At 63.7% G+C, this 15,094-nt stretch carries 15 protein-coding genes; 8 read left to right on the top strand and 7 right to left on the bottom strand.

From position 1 onward, the window contains the following. The first annotated feature begins 320 nt into the window (after positions 1–320). The 5 genes from BM083_RS06510 to BM083_RS06485 all read left to right on the top strand — a co-directional run bounded on the left by BM083_RS06510 (position 321) and on the right by BM083_RS06485 (position 6,312). On the top strand, positions 321–2,282 hold the full coding sequence (locus BM083_RS06510; RefSeq protein ID WP_089867347.1) for an ester cyclase: 1,962 nt from the start codon (positions 321–323) through the stop codon (positions 2,280–2,282). 391 nt (positions 2,283–2,673) lie between these two features. Continuing rightward, complete coding sequence (gene asd, locus BM083_RS06505) at positions 2,674–3,708, top strand: aspartate-semialdehyde dehydrogenase (protein WP_089867345.1); 1,035 nt, start codon at positions 2,674–2,676, stop codon at positions 3,706–3,708. Between the two features lie 245 nt (positions 3,709–3,953). Beyond that, positions 3,954–4,586, top strand: a complete 633-nt coding sequence (locus BM083_RS06500) for a hypothetical protein (protein WP_009375079.1) — start codon at positions 3,954–3,956, stop codon at positions 4,584–4,586. Between the two features lie 351 nt (positions 4,587–4,937). Continuing rightward, positions 4,938–5,315 (top strand): hypothetical protein, encoded by a 378-nt coding sequence (locus tag BM083_RS06490; RefSeq protein WP_089867340.1) that lies wholly within the window; start codon positions 4,938–4,940, stop codon positions 5,313–5,315. A 274-nt stretch (positions 5,316–5,589) separates the two neighbouring features. Beyond that, positions 5,590–6,312 (top strand): fumarylacetoacetate hydrolase family protein, encoded by a 723-nt coding sequence (locus BM083_RS06485; RefSeq protein ID WP_089867337.1) that lies wholly within the window; start codon positions 5,590–5,592, stop codon positions 6,310–6,312. On the opposite strand, the gene BM083_RS06480 is transcribed toward BM083_RS06485, so the two are convergent. Continuing rightward, positions 6,309–7,265: a D-2-hydroxyacid dehydrogenase gene (locus BM083_RS06480; RefSeq protein ID WP_089867334.1), complete on the bottom strand. Its 957-nt coding sequence runs from the start codon at positions 7,263–7,265 to the stop codon at positions 6,309–6,311. The two genes, BM083_RS06485 and BM083_RS06480, sit on opposite strands and share 4 nt — an antisense overlap. Before the next feature lie 127 nt (positions 7,266–7,392). Here BM083_RS06480 and BM083_RS06475 point away from each other — a divergent pair, with 127 nt between their 5' ends. Both BM083_RS06475 and BM083_RS06470 read left to right on the top strand, forming a co-directional pair. Beyond that, on the top strand, positions 7,393–8,655 hold the full coding sequence (locus BM083_RS06475) for an MFS transporter (RefSeq protein ID WP_089867331.1): 1,263 nt from the start codon (positions 7,393–7,395) through the stop codon (positions 8,653–8,655). A gap of 125 nt (positions 8,656–8,780) precedes the next feature. Then, a complete protein-coding gene (locus BM083_RS06470) occupies positions 8,781–10,178 on the top strand; it encodes an NAD(P)/FAD-dependent oxidoreductase (protein WP_089867328.1) in 1,398 nt (465 codons plus the stop codon). A 101-nt stretch (positions 10,179–10,279) separates the two neighbouring features. Here the strand turns inward: BM083_RS06470 and BM083_RS06465 are convergent, their stop codons facing one another. The 6 genes from BM083_RS06465 to BM083_RS06440 all read right to left on the bottom strand — a co-directional run bounded on the left by BM083_RS06465 (position 10,280) and on the right by BM083_RS06440 (position 14,330). Beyond that, positions 10,280–10,474: a 30S ribosomal protein S17e gene (locus BM083_RS06465; RefSeq protein WP_049893886.1), complete on the bottom strand. Its 195-nt coding sequence runs from the start codon at positions 10,472–10,474 to the stop codon at positions 10,280–10,282. 75 nt (positions 10,475–10,549) lie between these two features. Beyond that, positions 10,550–11,149 carry a DUF447 domain-containing protein gene (locus tag BM083_RS06460; RefSeq protein WP_089867324.1) on the bottom strand — a complete coding sequence of 200 codons (600 nt, stop codon included), beginning with the start codon at positions 11,147–11,149 and terminating at the stop codon, positions 10,550–10,552. Continuing rightward, positions 11,146–12,003, bottom strand: a complete 858-nt coding sequence (locus BM083_RS06455; protein WP_089867320.1) for a triphosphoribosyl-dephospho-CoA synthase — start codon at positions 12,001–12,003, stop codon at positions 11,146–11,148. The genes BM083_RS06460 and BM083_RS06455 overlap by 4 nt, the downstream gene beginning before the upstream one ends. Continuing rightward, positions 12,000–12,761, bottom strand: a complete 762-nt coding sequence (locus BM083_RS06450; RefSeq protein WP_089867317.1) for a tRNA-dihydrouridine synthase — start codon at positions 12,759–12,761, stop codon at positions 12,000–12,002. The genes BM083_RS06455 and BM083_RS06450 overlap by 4 nt, the downstream gene beginning before the upstream one ends. Continuing rightward, positions 12,761–13,759 (bottom strand): 2-phospho-L-lactate transferase, encoded by a 999-nt coding sequence (gene cofD, locus BM083_RS06445; RefSeq protein ID WP_089867314.1) that lies wholly within the window; start codon positions 13,757–13,759, stop codon positions 12,761–12,763. Before cofD ends, BM083_RS06450 begins: the two co-directional genes overlap by 1 nt. A 67-nt stretch (positions 13,760–13,826) precedes the next feature. Then, positions 13,827–14,330 carry a hypothetical protein gene (locus BM083_RS06440; RefSeq protein WP_089867310.1) on the bottom strand — a complete coding sequence of 168 codons (504 nt, stop codon included), beginning with the start codon at positions 14,328–14,330 and terminating at the stop codon, positions 13,827–13,829. Between the two features lie 112 nt (positions 14,331–14,442). Between BM083_RS06440 and BM083_RS06435 the strand changes: the two genes are divergently transcribed. Continuing rightward, complete coding sequence (locus BM083_RS06435; RefSeq protein ID WP_089867307.1) at positions 14,443–15,045, top strand: hypothetical protein; 603 nt, start codon at positions 14,443–14,445, stop codon at positions 15,043–15,045. Positions 15,046–15,094 lie beyond the last annotated feature (49 nt).

Genomic DNA, 15,094 nt, shown 5'->3' with positions numbered 1-15,094 from the left:
TATTTTCGGATGCGACAGTAGACTCTGAGCAGTCTCGTAAGTGACACCCCGTGTGCGTATCTCAGTGGAGCGTAGTACTTGCTCGGAACATCTGATTTACCGAACTACTAGTCGGTGCTGAACTGCGACGACTTTGAGTAACTTCGAGTCGGGGAATCCGACTCAACGTCGCCTCGAAGAGTCACGGCGATTCTCTTCGGGAGTGAGAGTCGACTCCCGAAGTCACCAGAGACAGCGTCCGAGTGAGTGACCCGTAACGACGACAGACTATCGACAGAATGCCAGAAATAGACTTTCTCTCATCCGCCTAATTGACTGACATGGAAACGAGCGAGCGAGGCCGCCGGACAGTCGCCATCGCGTGTCAGGGTGGTGGGAGCCATACGGCGTTCACCGCTGGTGTTTTGGACCGACTTCTCGCCGAGGACGCCGTCGAATACGACATTGTCGAACTCAGTGGAACGTCCGGCGGCGCTATCTGTGCGTTTGCCACGTGGTTCGGTCTCGCCAGCGATAGACGAGGTGACGGACGCCACGAAGCGAGGAGATTGCTCGCCCAGATTTGGCACGACATCTCCGCGAAATCGCCTGCCGATATCGTAATGAACGAACTCGGCGTCGGCACCGTTCGCGCCCAGAATATGGGCGTACCGTTTCTAACGGTAAGCCCGTACGACTCGCCGCTGGCCGGATGGAGTCGTAAGCGACTACGGACGGTTCTCGAAGACGCCGTCGACCCCGACAACCTCGCCGACATCGTCGGCAGTGACGACCCACTCCCGCCACGGTTGGATATCGGGGCCGTCGACCTCCAACGAGGGACGTTCAAAACGTTCACCGAGCGAGACGTGAGCCACGATGCCGTGCTCGCATCCGCTGCGGTGCCGCCCCTGTTTCAGGCCGCGCCAGTGACCCTCGTGGATGGGTCGACCCGCTGGTACTGGGATGGCCTCTTCTCTCAGAACCCTCCCTTGAGTGACCTCTTCGGTAGCGCTGACGGACGACTGGAGCGGGCGTCCGAACTCTGGATTGTACAGGTCAATCCGCAGCGCGAGGACCAACTGCCGAAAAAGCTCGAAGAGATTGCAGACAGACGTAACGAACTCGCGGGGAACCTTTCGGTCAACCAAGAGCTCCGGTTCATCAAACTTCTGAACCAGTGGCGGGCCGAAGGCAAGGTAGACGAGACGTACCGTCCGCTCGAAGTCAAGACGATTAATCTCGACGAGTCGCTCGTCGCTCCGGGTCGACCGCTCGACTACGCCTCGAAGTTAGACCGATCCGAGCGATTCATCGAACGATTGTGGGAACACGGGCGCAGTCAGGCCGACCGATTCATCTCGACCGAGCGGGACCGACGCCACGTTCGCCAGGCCGCGGAGTCGACGTGGACACGAGAGCGTGACGACGTGCGCGCCCAAGAACGACCGTCGACGTACACGGTTCACCTGCCGACGAGTTTGACCGAACTCCGCGCCTTCCTCCAGCGCGATCCGGAACAGGAGGTGACGACCCTTGGATGGAGTGAGTACCGCCAGTTCGTCGAATCAGTACACCAGGCGTTCCCCGACCTGCAGTTCAGCGTAGAGGAACTGGTTGCAGAGACGGGGAAAGTTGCACTTCGATGGCATGGAGTTGGTACGCACAGCGGAACGCTGTTCGATATCGAACCGACTGGACGGGACGTGCGTCTCTCCGGAATGAGCATCCATCATCTCACCGATGGTCAGCTTTCGGAGTCGTGGACGCTCTCCGAACAGTGGAGCCTGCTCCAACAGATCGAAGCCGCGAACCCCTCGGTACCGCTCCCGACGGCGAGCAGAGTCTCTCCGACACCGGTCGTCACACAACTGTCGGCACCGGTAGAGAACGAGGAACTCGCTCGAACCGAAGTCACCGAGTTGTGGAACCGTGGTCGGCGTGACGTGCTGGCTCACGTACTCGACGAAGGCTGCGTCGTGCACCTAGACGACGGAAGCGATAGGCGGGGCCGAGAACCGTACTGGGAGTTCGTCCAACGCTACCGTCAGGCGTTCCCCGACCTGACGGTGGGCATCCGCGATACGGTGTCGGAAGGTGACAAAATCGTCCTTCGGTTGACAGTGCGTGGGACACACGAAGGGCCGTTCTTGGGCGTGCATGCAACTGGACGACGTATCGACGTCGACAGAATGGTCATTCATCACCTCGACGACGGTCGTATCGTCGAGACCGGGGTCGTCGAGGATACAGTGCGACTCCTCCACCAACTCGGCGCGTCGCCGTCCGCTGTCGCTACGTAGTCGGAACGGCCCGCAGGAGAGAGGTCTCTCGTCGGTCAGAACTGTTGCCCGGAACACTAACGGCCGGTCTCATCCCAGTGGCTGCATGCCGAGTCGACCGGGAAACCCTCGTGCCGGGCACTCGTCTCTTTGGGGCGGACGGAGTCCAGTCCGTCGTCTGCGACGGATGACCACTCAGTACGTGGTCCAGAGATGTCGCACACCCGGGTTCGCCGCGCGGTCATCGCTTCCGAAGTGGAAGAACTCGGGCGGGGACTAAAGGTGTGCAGTCGGAGAGAGGCGGTCGGCCCTGAAACCGCTTCCGACTCTCGTGTCGAGTGACGTTCACGGTTCTGCAACAATACGGACGAATCCAAACCCCCTTATCCTCGTGTCACCCAACCGCATACCAATGTCAGTACGAGTCGGAATTCTCGGCGCAACCGGCGCAGTCGGACAGCGATTCATCCAACTCCTCGACGGCCACCCCACGTTCGAACTCGCGACGGTCACCGCGAGCGAGGACAGCGCGGGCAAGACCTACGACGAAGCCGCGAAGTGGCGCGTGGACACCCCCATCCCGGACGACGCGGCCGAGATGGTCGTCGAACCGACGACGGCCGACGCCGTCCCGGACGACTTGGACCTCATCTTCTCGTCACTTCCCTCTAGTGTCGCCGCCGACGTCGAACCGGACTTCGCGGAAGCGGGCTACGTCGTCTCCTCGAACTCCTCGAACGACCGGATGGCCGAGGACGTGCCGCTCACCATCCCCGAAATCAACCCCGACCACCTCGGCCTCATCGAGGTCCAGCGCGACGAGCGTGGGTGGGACGGTGCGCTCATCAAGAACCCCAACTGCTCGACTATCACGATGGTGCCGACGCTCGCCGCCCTCGACGAGTTCGGTCTCGACCGGGTCCACGTGACGACGCTCCAGGCCGTCTCCGGCGCGGGCTACGACGGCGTCACCTCGATGGAGATTATCGACAACGCGATTCCCCACATCGGCGGCGAGGAGGAGAAGATGGAGTCCGAATCGCGCAAACTGCTCGGCTCGTTCGACGGCGCGGAACTCGCCCTCCACGACGCCGAGGTCAACGCCTCCTGTAACCGCATCCCGACGCTCGACGGCCACCTCGAATCGGTGTTCGCAGACCTCGCCGACGACCCGGACGTGGAGGCAGTCGCCGAGGCGATGCGCGACTACCCCGGCATCGACCTGCCGAGCGCGCCGGAACAGCTCATCCACGTCTTCGACGACCCGATGCGCCCGCAGCCGCGACTCGACCGGAATCTGGAGAACGGCATGGCCGTCGCCGCCGGCGGGATTCAGTCGACGCCGAAGGGCATCAAGTACAACTGCCTCGCTCACAACACGATTCGCGGCGCGGCGGGCGCGTCCGTGCTGAACGGCGAACTACTCGTCGAAGAGGGCTGGGTCTAGAGCTACGACCTTTTACTCTGGGGGGCGGCTTCGCCGTCTTCGAACTCACTCTCTGGTCTTGCACGCCACTTTCGGGAGGTATCTGGGTACTGGCTTCACGAGCATATCACTACGGCGAATGAATGTGCGTCGATGTGTATCGACCTGTTAATCTGGTCTAATGGCATCTGAGGCCGTTTTCAACAATCGAGTGAGGCTTGCTGTCCCTACCCAGTCGTTAACCGTACGGCCCGTTTCGAGAGAGTATGAATCGTCGTAATCTACTTCGGACAGGAGCGGCCATCAGCGTGGCTGGTGTCGCTGGATGTCTCGGACAGAGCGACAGTTCGGACTTCACTGAAGGGTTCGAGGACGGCCTCAGTGAGTGGGAATCAAAGGCGGCCATCGGCCCCGAAGTAGATCTCGCGGATTTCGAGTGGGAAGTCGATGTGTCAGAGACGGAAGCCGCCGAAGGCGACCGTTCGCTTCGAGTGTGGAACGAGGGCGACTATGACGACGGCGTGACGTGGGGTACCCATCCGATTTCGGTCGAATCCGGGCAGGCATACCAGATTGATGCGACGGGACAGTTCTGGAGCGAGTCGGAATCGTTCAACACGATCCGGCACGCAGTAATGCGACTCGGTCCAGAACCTGCGGAAGTCGAGGACGATTTCCCACAACTCGGTGTGAATTCCACCGAGTTCGGAGAAACACCGTTTGGGGGGCTTCGAGAACCGTTATGGCTGTCGGAGGGCTGGCAGGAATACAGTTTCACGTGGACCACACCAGAGCTATCGACCGAGACACTGCATTTCGCCGTTGGAACTGCCGTCATCTGGGAAGCTGACGCGACGCACTACATCGACGACCTCTCTGTCACAATCGAGCCACTATGAGGCACCCGTGAATCGTTCAGACTGGGTTGATAGATACATTATCGCTGCGGTGCTGCTCCAACTTGTCGGATATGCCGCACTCTCGGCACTCATTCCACATAGCGACTTCGCCACTGTCGTTGAACCGCTCCAGCGCTTGCCACCCGTCCTGCTACTGTTAGTTGCGCTCGTGGCTATCCCGGCCGTCGTAATAGCGGTCGCTCTCGGAGCACTGCTTGTCGCTGTCGGCCTGCACCCCACGAATGCGTTAGTCCTCGCGGGTGCATATCTCGTCGGTGTAGCTAGTCTGTGGGGCTATCGACAGCTAACCAATTAATTGGGGTTGAAATGTTGTGCCCACATAGCGGTGGTATGAATCGACGTCACTTCGTTGCTGTCGCAGCAACTGTGTCGGTGGCCGGTTGTACGGGGCTATTCGATGGTGAAGAGAGGAGCAACCTCGATCTCACCGTCCAGAACGAGCGTGCCCAACCGGTGACTGTCCAAGTTGTGGTCGTTGATGACGAGGGAACGACGTACGAAGACGAGTCAGATCAGATCGATAGCGGAGTTGCTCGTGCATTCGAAGTCCCCGTTGGCACGGACGGTCGTCACGAAGTGACCGTCTCAGGTGAGGACTGGACGGGCAAACTCGCGTGGGACGCGACCACGTGCCGACTGTTCGACGGACAGATCAGAGTGACCGATGATCTCGTCGAGGTAGCCGGCGAGTGTGTCGATCAACGGTAGATTGCTCGGCGAAATACGCGAACGGTGTTTCAGTCGTCGTACCGTCTACGAGGTAACCACGTGGGAATCGTTTTGATTCGCAATCTGGGGAGACACAGAACGGGAGTGGATGAGCAGTTCGCACTCACATTAAGCAGCTGATGCAGACGGAAGCACCTGAAACAATGACTGCGTCGTGCTGACTGTATCCTCCGGGTTGAGCACACCATTGTTGTCGACTATCAATCATTTAGACAAAACCACACCTTTTCCGTCTCTCCTGTTAACTTCCACCATGAAACGCGCACGCATCCAGACTCCTGACGGCCCACGCGAAGGCGAGTACCGTGACGGAGTCGTCGTCGCAGACGACGGCGAGTACGTCGTCGGCGACGATGGCCGATTACTCCCGCCGTGCGAACCGTCGGCGCTCTACTGCGTCGGCCGCAACTACGCCGCGACGTTGGACCAGATGGAGTACGAGCGACCCGACGAACCGGACTTCTTCATCAAGCCGCCGGCCTCGGTCATCGCTCACGAAGAGCCAATCGTCTACCCCGAGTTCACCGAGGAGTTGACCTACGCGGGCGAGTTGGTCGCGATTATCGACGACACGTGCCACGACTTCTCCGTCGAAGAAGCGCCCGAGCATATCCGCGGTTACACCATCATGAACGACGTCGACGCGCTGGACCAGCAGGGCCGAACAGCACGGAAGGCGTTCGACGGGTCCGCGCCACTCGGCCCGTGGCTGGAGACAGACCTCAACCCACGGAGTCTGGATATGCACACCGACGTCAGCGGCGAGCGTCGACAGGAGGCCAACACCGAACTGATGCTGTTCGGTCCCTACCACATCCTCTCGTATCTCTCGAAGCGGTTCACGTTCCGCCCCGGCGACGCCGTCGCGTTCGGCAGTCCGGCGAACCCCGGTACTATCGGACCCGGCGACGTGGTGGAGATTACGTACGAAGGAATCGGGACGTTGCGGAACGAAGTCGTCGCGGGCGACGACTAGTTCACTTGGTTCTCTAGCTCCTCGTACGCGCCCAACTCTTCGGCCTGCTTCACGTTGTGTGCGAGGATGTCGGCGAGTCGTTCCCAGTACTTCGGCGTGTGGCCGGCGTTGTGTGGCGTGATGAGCACGTTGTCGAACGTCCACAGGTCGTGGTCACGCGGGAGCGGTTCGGGGTCGGTCACGTCGAGTGAGGCACCGCGAATCGCGTTCGTCTCCAGCGTCGAGACGAGAGCGTCGGTGTCGACGATGGGGCCGCGGCCGATGTTGACGAGCACGCTGCTCGGCTTCATCGTCTTGAACGCGTTCGCGTCGAACATCCCCTCCGTCTCGTCGGTGAGCGGTGCGGCGACGACGACGTAGTCGGCGACGGCGAGGGCGTCGTGCAACTCGTCGAAGCCGAGCACCTCGTCGGTCGGGCCACCTTTCTCGGGTGAGTAGCGGACGCCGATGGTGTCGACGCCGAAGGGGTCCAGTCGGTCGACGATGGCTTGCCCGATTGCGCCGAGTCCGACGACGGCGACGGTGCTCCCCTGCAGTTCGTGCGTCTGAAAGGAGCGCCACTCGTTTCGGTCCTTCTGTCGCCACGCGGTGTGGAACCCGCGAGCGAAACTGAGGATGCTCCCGAGAACGTGCTCGGCGATGTTCGGGCCGTGGACACCCGAGGCGTTCGTCACGGCGACGCCGTGGTCCCCTAACGCTTCCATCGGCAGGTGGCCCGTCCCGGCGAACGAGCAGGCGAACAGTTCGAGGTTCTCGGCTTCGTCCAGTAGGTCCGGCGTGACGGTGAACCCGGCGGCGACAGGGACGGTTCGGAGTGCCTCGCGCTCCTCTGCAGGGGTTCGAGCGTAGACGATCTCCTTGTCGGGCAGTCGCTCGCGGAGTGCTTCGACGTAGCCCTCGGCCGGGAGTCCGTGAATCTTCTGTCGTAAGACGGCGATGTCGGCATCGGTCATGTCACGTGGTACACGGGGCGGGGGTTAAGATTCGACCGTTTCGGCAGCATCCATGGGGTTCGCGCCCTCGTCTCACAGCCGCTTCCTTCCGAGGGACGTTTAGGCTCCGGTACTGTATCGCCGAACAGTGTCTCTCCGCGACAGACTCGTCGTCACGACGGCCGCCGCCGCCCGGTTCGGGAGCGGGATTCTCATGGGCACCGCACTCGGGTTCTACATCGGCGAATCCGGCGGGTCGGACCTCGCCGCCGCACTCGTCTACACCGCCTACTTTGCTGGGATGATGGTCTTCGCCCCAGTGTGGGGTGCCGTCGCCGACGTCACCGGCCGCCGTCGCGCAGTCCTCGTCGCCACCGGTCTCGGTGCGACACTCGCCGTCCTTCCGCTCACCGTCGTCGACGTCGAGAGCGGGAGCGGCGGCATCTGGGCCGCCGTCGGCCTGCGTGGACTCTACGCCTCGTTCGCCGCGGCGTTTCCCCCCGTCATGCTCACCGTCGTCAGCGCTGCCGGCGGCGAGTCGGGTCGCGGACGCTCTATCGGCTTCTTCAACAGCGCCCGCGCGGTGGGATTCACTGGCGGCCAACTCACCGCCGGTGCACTACTCGGTCTCTTGCTTCCCGATTCTCTCTTCGTCGTCATCGCGGCGTTGAGTCTCGTCTCCACCGTCGCCGTCGCGTTCCTCCTCGACGACGCACCGAAACCGGACACCGACCCGACGCTCGCGGAAGTCGTCTCGGAGGTCCGTCAGCGACTCCTGCCCGCCGTCGACGAACGCGCCCATCTCCGAACCAACGGCCTCCAGTGGCTCTACGTCGCGCTCGCGCTCCGTAACATGTCCGTCCTCGGCGTGATGTCGCTCATGCCCGTCTACCTCCCGCAGTCGCTCGGCCTCTCGGAGTTCCTGATGGGCGTGCTTCTCGCGTTGAACCCCGCCGGACAGGCCGTCTTCATGCTGGTCTTCGGTCGCGTCGCCGACGTGACGGGGAGAAAGCGACTCGTCACGTTCGGGATGGCCGGGAGCGCGCTCTTCGCACTCGTCGCCGCGGCGGCCACGCTCCCGGCGACAGCGGCTGGAAAGTTCGCCGTCGGCGTCGTCGCGTTCCTCCTCATCGCGGCGTCGTTCTCGGCGATGACGACGGGGGCACTCGCGTTCATCGGTGACGTCGCCCCGCCGAACCGCGAGTCGGAACTGATGGGTCTGCGAACGACGGCGAAAGGTGTCGGCGGTGTGCTCGGTCCGGTGTTCGTCGGCGGCCTCGCCCTCGTCGTCTCGAAGGAAGTCGCGTTCGTCGCCGGTGCGGTTCCCGGCGTCCTCGCGACGCTCCTCGTCGCCGTGACGCTCGTCGAGAGCTACGGGGCGCGAGCGCGGGTTCCGCTGTTCGGTAGCTGATTCTGTGCGCACGGTTCGTCCGCCTCTCTCCATTCCTCACTCGTGTGACCAGTTCGAAACGACAGAATCTCTTCGCTCCGTACCGTTCCGGGCATTTAATAGCGGAGTGCCGCCGGGTACAGTGTATGAAGCGCGTAGACGTGGCCATCGTCGGTGGCGGCCCGGCCGGGTCCGCAGCGGCCCACGCCGCCGCCAGTGCCGGCGCAGAGGCCGTCGTACTGGAGAAAGGTGTTCCCCGAGCAGACCGCGAGCGACTCGGTCCGGATTCGACCGACGCCGCGGGTATCCTCGACTACTGGGTGGACATCATGGGCATCCACCCCGACGAGTTCCCCGACGACATCGTCCTCCACGAACTGGACCGGGCAGAGTTCATCGGTCCACACGAGTCGCTGACGATGCGGACGACCGGTATCGAGTCGTCGTACGACCACTTCGGGTACGCGATGCACCGTGCGAAGTTCGACGACTGGATGCGTGACCGCGCAGAGTCCGAAGGTGCGGAGTACCGTGTCAAAGCCTCCGTGAAAGACGTCGAGACGAATCTCGATGCCGGAGGCGACGAGGACGACCCGCGGCACCGCCTCCGCCTCGCCGACAAGTCGACCGTCGGCGCGGACTTTCTCGTCCTTGCCGACGGCCCCCAGCGGACGGTGACGAACAAGGTGCTCGACCGATTCCTCCCCGAGGACCGACAGGCGTCGGACGTGATGGCCTCGGTCAAGGCCAACCACATCGCCTACCAAGAGCACCGGAAGTTCCCGCCCGAGGTGTTCGAGGACGTCGCCGGAGCCATCATGTTCTGGTGGGGCTACATGCCCGGCCACACCGCCTACCCGTGGGTCTTCCCGAACGACGACAACGTCTGTCGCGTCGGCCTGACGATGCCCATCGGGATGGACGTCGACGAGGTGAAAGACAGAGAGAAGTACGCGCTCCTGCGCGACGACGACGAACGCATCCCCTCTGGACGGGTCTACATCGAGCGTCTCTTAGAGCATCTCTGGGGTGACGAGTACGACATCGAGGAGGACTTCCCCATCGTCACCGAGCGGGGGAAGTCGAAGGGAACCGAGACGTACCCCATCTCGTCGACGCGACCAATCGACTCCCCGACGAAGGCCGGTATCGCCGTCGTCGGCGGTGCGATGGGTGCGACATCGGCGTTCCACGAGGGCGGCGACCACGTCGCGGTTCGGACTGGCTCCATCGCAGGCGAACTCGCCGCCGAGGGCGACTTGGACGACTACAACAAACGCTGGAAGAAGGCTATCGGCGACGAAGTCCTCCGCAACGTCGCGATGGCCGAGTGTGTCGAAGGCTACGGCCCCGACGACTGGGACTGGGCGTTCGAGACGGCGAACAAACTCAAAGCCGACGACGACGGCTACCGACTGTTCAACACCTCGAAACTCGGCGCCGGCCTGAGCGCGGCACGACTCGTCGGCAGCTACAAGAAGACGAAGTTCAAGTACCGCAACGGGAAGTACACACAGCTCAAATCCGACGAGTACGTCTACTGACGCTCGCGTTCTCGACCTTTCTCGTTCCGGTTCTCTGCTCGCGTCGGCGCTGTCGCTCTTCGACTCGGCTTCGAGAGAACGATTACGCAGAACTCGCAGAGTTACGCTTCAGCCGTCGCGCCGCCCTTCTTGCGCGTGACGTAGCCGGCGATGCGGTTGCGGACCGACTTCGACTCGACGTTCGTGAGCTGTGTGACGTTCTCCTTGTTCGTCTCGAAGTCCGTGTTGAACGCCTGTGGGTAGCGCTCCAGCAGGAGGTTCCCCATCTGCTTGACGTATTTGGGCTTGATTGCCATGTCCGACAATTCCCCAGAGAGACACTAAAACGATTCGTTCCGCGTCGCCCCCCTGCGGGCGAGACACAGAACGTCTCACCCATCTCGATACTCGCGCCACCCACTCACCTCACTGAGCGTCTCGAACGCCGCCACCTCTCGCGGACCCCCACACTTCTCGACGGTCTCCGCGAAGTACTCCAACCGGTCCAGCAACTCCTCGGTGTCGAACGCGGGAACGTCCAGACGTGACACGGCCACCGTCGCGTCGATTACGGCGGCGAACCCGCGGTTTATCGTCGTGACGGACTCGCGAACCACCCGGCTCTCGACGGGCGTGAGTTCCCACCGCTCCCAGCGCGTTCCCCCATCTTCGCCCGCGTCGACCTGCTTGGCCTCGACTTCGACCCACGCGTCTGCGCCGTCGAGAACTGGCTCACCTCGCTCGTGAATCGTCGCCGCGGCGGCGACGAACTCTCTCGGGTCCTGTGTGAACTGGACGACACCACCGCCCTGTCGGTGGAAGTTTCGTCGGGTTCGGGTGTTGCCCCACGTCGTCGCCGTCACTGGCTCTCCTTCAGACTCCGGCGCGTGCAGCCCGAGCGCCGCGAGGTTCCACAGGTCGTTCGGCCCGAGCGTCGCGACGACGGACTCGGTGACGCCGCGGAGTTCGACGGGCCACCTCTCCGTACTCACACTGCCACCCCTCGTTCGAGCGCGACGAACAGCGCCGCGGCGGTGATATCGGCCGTCGTCCCCGGGTTGATGCCTTCCGATACGAGCGCGTCGGCCAGTTTCTCGACCTCTTCGGGGTCGCCCTGCGCGTCGCCGGCGAGTCGGCTCACCTCGGCGGCGACTTCGGTTCCGTGTTGGGTGGCAACGAGCGTGTCCGGTTCGCCCGCGAGCAAGTCGAGAAACGCCCGCGCTGTCCGGTCGAGTATCGACCCCTCGTCGGCCAGTATCGACTCTGCGGCCGCGAACGTCCGTCGGAACCCACCGGTCCACTCGCGAGCGTTCCCGTCTCGCTCGGCGCTGAGTTCCATCACGTCGTAGAAGGTCAGCCCACGCGCGTCGAGTGTCGGAATCGCCTCCGACCCGCGACGGACGTCCAACTCGTCTGCGTCCTGCGGCGGGTCGCCGACGGCGACGTCGACGTGTTCGAAGGCACGGTAGAAGTTCGCGGCGTCGTCGACTGTCGTGGACTCGACGACGTCGGTCACGCCGCTCGGCGACAACTCGTCCGCTGCGGCGGCTTTGACGAGCGGAACTAAGAGGAGGAGACAGCCGAACTGCGTGTTGCCGCCGCGTTGCTGGCTCATTCCCTCGACGCCGCGTTCGAACGCCTCACCGACGGGCGCGCCGTCTTCGGCCAACTGGAGGCCTCGGCGCGACCCGACCGACCCGGCGAGGAAGTGCTCGAATCGCAGGTCGTCGAAGTCGTGTGTGCGGTCGACGTTCCCGGGTTTCGGCGTTCCCGCGACTTCGAGCAGCAGTGCGAGTTCGGCGTGTTCGGCGGGCGAGAAGTCGCGTTCGACACCGGCGTCGCTCACGGCATCACCTCCGAGGAGTGCGCTTCGAACCAGTCGTCGACGGCCGCGCGAACTCGCCGGAGCACGACAGGGTTGTCGCTCGGCCGCCCGACGCTGACTGCGTCTGCTCCGTAGTCCAGATACTCGCGGACGCTCGCCTCGTCGCGGACGCCGTTGTTCGCAATCACGAACAGCTCCGTCGCGTCGGCGACGTCGCCGACAATCGCTTCGGCGTCCATCGCGTCGACGTGAATCGCCGCCGCCCCCGCGGCTTCGACTCGCTTCGCCGTCTCCACGAGATTCACGCCGTCGACTTCGGCCCGCACCTTGACCGAGACGAGTGCGCCTGCATCCGCGGCGGCGGCGACGTACTCACAGAGTCGGTCGGTATCACGTAGCAGCGACTCGCCACAGCCGACAGCGCAGAGTTCGTCCTGTCGACAGTGAGCGTTGACTTCGAGCACGGCGTCGTGGCTGGCACACACCTCGGCGGCGTCGGCGATGGGGGGGACCGTCGCGCTTCGGACGTTGAACCCGACGAGGAGGGGCGAGTCGTCGAGTTTCGCCAACTCTCGGTCGACGAAGTCGAGTGGGTCGTCGGGAAGGAACTCGGTTCTGTCGCGGGCGACCAGCTTTCGGGCCGCTCTTCGAGACGCTTCGTCGAGTGCGATACCGCCGAGGAACGCCGCTCCGGCGTACTCCTCGCCTGCTCGTGCCCACTCGGCGTCCGACTCGCCGCTCAGGCTGGCGAGCGCAAGCCGTGGCTCGAACTCGACCATCAGGCGACTTCGACCTCCGCGAACGCCTCTCTGACGGCACGAGCGACGCGCTCGGCGTCCGCTCGACTATCCATCTTCGTATCGGTTTGGACGGTTGGACGATTCAGGTCCGTTCCGTCCCCGTCGTCGAGGACGAACGCGTCGGCGAAGGGGTAGGCGTCGGCGACGCCCGCCGTACTCGCCTCGTAGCCGGTCGCCTCCATGAGTTTCGCGGCTGGGCCGGAGAACACCTCGTCCTCGACGAACGGCGAGACGGCGACGACGGGCGTCTCGTTGAGGGCTTCTTCGACGCCGTCGAGTGCGAGCATCGGGCCGATGCTCGTCACCGGATTCGACGGGCCGACGACGACGGGGTCGGTGAGCGCAGAGAGCGTCTCGGAGGTCGCCTCGGCGTCCTCGGCGCCGCGGAACTCCACGTCGTCGACGGCGGGTGCCGCCCGCTCTGCGACCCAGAACTCCTGGAAGTGCATCTCGCCCTCGTCGGTGTGGACGATGCTCGCCACGGGGTCGTCGGACATCGGGACGAGGTCGACGCTGAGGCCGAACGCGTCGCCGAGGGTGCGCGTGACTTCGGTCAGTGAGTTCCCTTCGTCGAGGAGGCTGGTTCGCGTGAGGTGGACCGCTCTGTCCTTGTCCCCGATCTCCATGAACTCCGCTACCCCCGAGAAGCGTCGCCAGCGGGCGATATTTCGCCCACCGACTTGCGTCTCGTCGTCGAGGTAGCGCGGGCCGTCTGCGAGTCCGGCGGCGTCGGCCAGTCGGTGTAGTTCGGCGTTCGTCTCGGTGGTGTCGTCTTCGATGCCCCACCACCGGTCGGTGTCGAGGACGCCGCCGCCGTGAAAGAGCACGGTGTCGACGTCGGGGCAAATTAGGAGTCCCCCGAGTTCGACGTCGTCGCCGGTGTTACCGACGACGGTCGTGTCGGCGGGATCGAACACGGCCGACGCTCCGTCGAGAAGCTTCGGTGTGCCCGTCCCGCCAGCGAGAAAGGTGACCATTGTTCGGGGGTTCTTCGGCAGACGGTTTGTATCTGACTCTCCTGGCTATCGACGCGGCGGACGAACCTTATCGCCGAAGTGCGGTTACTCCGAGTCCGACCGCCGTCGGTCCGAGGAAGACGACGAGCACCAGCGCCGTCCAGGCGACGAGAGCTTCGGTGCCGGTGAGGAAGGTGATGTTGTACCGTCTGAAGTCGCCGAAGACGACGAACAGCGAGGCGACCAGTGCGACAGGGAGACCGACGGTTGCGTTCCGGAGCGCACGCTGCCCGTCGAGTCCACGGCGAACGAGTACCGCGCGAGCGACGAGTAGCGGAACGGCCCACAACACCGCCGCGGTCAGAACGGCGAGAACCGCGACCACTAGCCCCGCCGCCGGAGAGATAATCGTGACGACGACAGCGAGGACTGCCGCGACGACGCCGACGGCCCCGCCAGCGTACAACACCGCACGTGAGAACGGCCGAACGCGGCCTGCGAGGAGGAACGCAACCACGGCGAGCGGTACCGAACCGATGGCTGCGGCGACGAATGCGAAGACGACGAGGAGGCCGGCAGGGTTGTTAGTCACGGCGATATAGTGTCTGTCTGACGAGATAACTTCTCACTCGCTCTTCGGCTCACGTCCTGTCTACTCGGAGTCCTGTTTATCTCCTGAGCAGGCGTTAGAGTAGTGATTCACAATGCGGACTTCGACTACCGTCTCCATCTTCCTCGCCGTCGTCCTCCTCGCGACCGGAAGCGCCTTTCTCCTCCTCGACTTCCACGCAGGCCAGAGCGACACGACCCTCTCCAGCACCGTCGCTGCCAACGCGATAGACAACGCCACGACGCGAAGCGAGGCCGGTCTCTACCTCTACAGCGGCGACGACGAACTCGACCGGCGACTGGTCGTCGCGCTCGCCGAACAGGGTATCGAAGCGACACCCGTCTCGACGTTGGAGGCGCAGTACGACCGGCCCGTGCTCTACGTCGCGACGAACAGTGTGAACTACACCTACACCCCGGTCGCTCCACGGGGCGGCGTCTCGTGGGAGTACGGCTACGCGGCCGACGGAAACGCGACGATTGCCCGTTCGCTCGTCGAGTCGGACTCGTTCGTCGTCGTCGTCCGCGACACGCCGCCCGCCGACGCAGACTACCGGTACTACCTCCACGGCGAGTTGACGAACACGGACGAATCGTCCGGCGTCTACTCACTACCCGCGTACCGAAATCACCTCACAATCGGCGCTGCCGAATCGACGGCGACGTCGCTCGCCGAGCAGTTCCGACTGCGCGCCTAGCGACTGGATAGCCGAACGGGCTGAACCCCGAAGGAGCCATCCGAAACAC

It is taken from the genome of Halogranum rubrum (assembly GCF_900114455.1).
Classification (GTDB): Archaea; Halobacteriota; Halobacteria; order Halobacteriales; family Haloferacaceae; genus Halogranum; species Halogranum rubrum.
Note: the sequence above shows the minus strand (reverse complement) of the source record. Positions and strands in the feature narration are given on the sequence as shown.

Coding starts and splice junctions, on each gene's coding strand:
- BM083_RS06510 (WP_089867347.1), top strand. CDS start 321: ATGGAAACGAGCGAGCGAGGCCGCCGGACAGTCGCCATCGCGTGTCAG.
- asd (WP_089867345.1), top strand. CDS start 2,674: ATGTCAGTACGAGTCGGAATTCTCGGCGCAACCGGCGCAGTCGGACAG.
- BM083_RS06500 (WP_009375079.1), top strand. CDS start 3,954: ATGAATCGTCGTAATCTACTTCGGACAGGAGCGGCCATCAGCGTGGCT.
- BM083_RS06490 (WP_089867340.1), top strand. CDS start 4,938: ATGAATCGACGTCACTTCGTTGCTGTCGCAGCAACTGTGTCGGTGGCC.
- BM083_RS06485 (WP_089867337.1), top strand. CDS start 5,590: ATGAAACGCGCACGCATCCAGACTCCTGACGGCCCACGCGAAGGCGAG.
- BM083_RS06480 (WP_089867334.1), bottom strand. CDS start 7,265: ATGACCGATGCCGACATCGCCGTCTTACGACAGAAGATTCACGGACTC.
- BM083_RS06470 (WP_089867328.1), top strand. CDS start 8,781: ATGAAGCGCGTAGACGTGGCCATCGTCGGTGGCGGCCCGGCCGGGTCC.
- BM083_RS06465 (WP_049893886.1), bottom strand. CDS start 10,474: ATGGCAATCAAGCCCAAATACGTCAAGCAGATGGGGAACCTCCTGCTG.
- BM083_RS06450 (WP_089867317.1), bottom strand. CDS start 12,761: ATGGTCGAGTTCGAGCCACGGCTTGCGCTCGCCAGCCTGAGCGGCGAG.
- cofD (WP_089867314.1), bottom strand. CDS start 13,759: ATGGTCACCTTTCTCGCTGGCGGGACGGGCACACCGAAGCTTCTCGAC.
- BM083_RS06435 (WP_089867307.1), top strand. CDS start 14,443: ATGCGGACTTCGACTACCGTCTCCATCTTCCTCGCCGTCGTCCTCCTC.